The sequence below is a fragment of the Salipiger marinus genome (assembly GCF_035481585.1).
Lineage (GTDB): Bacteria > Pseudomonadota > Alphaproteobacteria > Rhodobacterales > Rhodobacteraceae > Salipiger > Salipiger marinus.
In genome coordinates, this window is sequence record NZ_JAYKSL010000080.1 from 1 (window position 1) to 1231 (window position 1231).

The 1231-nt window shown below is 60.7% G+C and carries 1 protein-coding gene; it reads right to left on the bottom strand.

Features of this window, described 5'->3' with window-relative positions; genetic code table 11:
• Positions 1 to 29: 29 nt before the first annotated feature.
• Positions 30 to 1177 (bottom strand): IS3 family transposase gene (locus VK682_RS27215; protein ID WP_380716763.1). Its coding sequence is split into 2 segments (ribosomal slippage): positions 30 to 902 and positions 905 to 1177, totalling 1146 coding nucleotides; the frame shifts between segments, so codons are not numbered across the junction.
• Between the last annotated feature and the right edge of the window lie 54 nt (positions 1178 to 1231).

Consider the following 1231-nt stretch of genomic DNA (forward strand, 5'->3'; position numbering starts at 1 on the left):
TGGACTTGCCCGGCTTTAGTGGAGAGCGTTTAGCTCACTTCCCCAGCCTTTCGCTCGAAGGCGATCGGGCTCTGGAAGTCGAGCGATGAATGGCGTCTGACGGGATTGTAGAACCCGTCGATGTATCTGGCGATGGCGTTTTCCGCCTGCTGGCGTGATTGCCAGGCGACTGGCCACAACAGCTCCGACTTGATGGTCTTGAAGAAGGTCTCGACCATGGCGTTGTCATAACAATTTCCCTTGCCACTCATGGAGATCAGGACGCCGCGCTTTCGGAGTTCGGCTTGGTATTCGACAGAGCAGTATTGGCTGCCGCGGTCGCTGTGGTGGACCAGGCCAGGCTGCGGATTGCGAGCCGCGAGAGCACGGCGCAGGGCCTCGACCGCCAGGCCGCGCTTCAGTCGATCACTCGTGGCCCAGCCGACAACCCGTCGAGAGAAGAGATCGATGATCACGGCCAGGTAGAGCCAACCCTCAGCAGTCCAGATGTAGGAGATGTCAGCGCCCCACTTTCTGTCAGGGGCTTCCGCCGAGAAGTCCTGTGCAACATGGTTGGGCGCGACAGGCCAGGCATGTTCACTGTCGGTCGTCCGCTTGAACCGGCGCTTCTGGCGGGCAATCAACTGGTTTTCGCGCATCAATCGTGCCGTGCGATGCCGCCCGATCTGGTGTCCCTCATCGACGAGATCACGGTGCATGCGGGGACTGCCGTAGGTCCCGTTCGACAGCGCAAAGGCCGTTCGGATGTGGGCAAGATGGATCATGTCCTGCCGCTGGCGATGACAGGCAGGGCGGTCCCTCCAGGCGAAGAACCCGCTCTGGCTGACTCCGAGAACCCTGCACATTCGCTGGATAGGGAAGCTGGCCTTCTCCGCCTCTATGAAAGCGAAGCTCATCGACTTGCGTCTTTCGCGAAGAAGGCTGCGGCCTTTTTTAAGATATCGCGCTCCTGCTTCAGAACCGCGTTCTCGCGGCGCAACCGCTTCAGCTCGGCGTGCAGGTCGACCGATGCCTCGACCGGCTCACCAGCGTCCCGTTCACGACTGAGCCATCGCGTCAACGTCGAGAGCCCGATGCCCAGATCTTCTGCGATCTCACGCCGTGTCCGGCCGCTTGTCAGTGCAAGCCTAACCGCTTCCCTCCGAAACTCCGGCGTCGGCCTGTTTCCGTTTCCCATAGAACACCTCCTGGTTCCTCAGTTGGTGCTCTCCACTTTTTCCGGGCAAGTCCA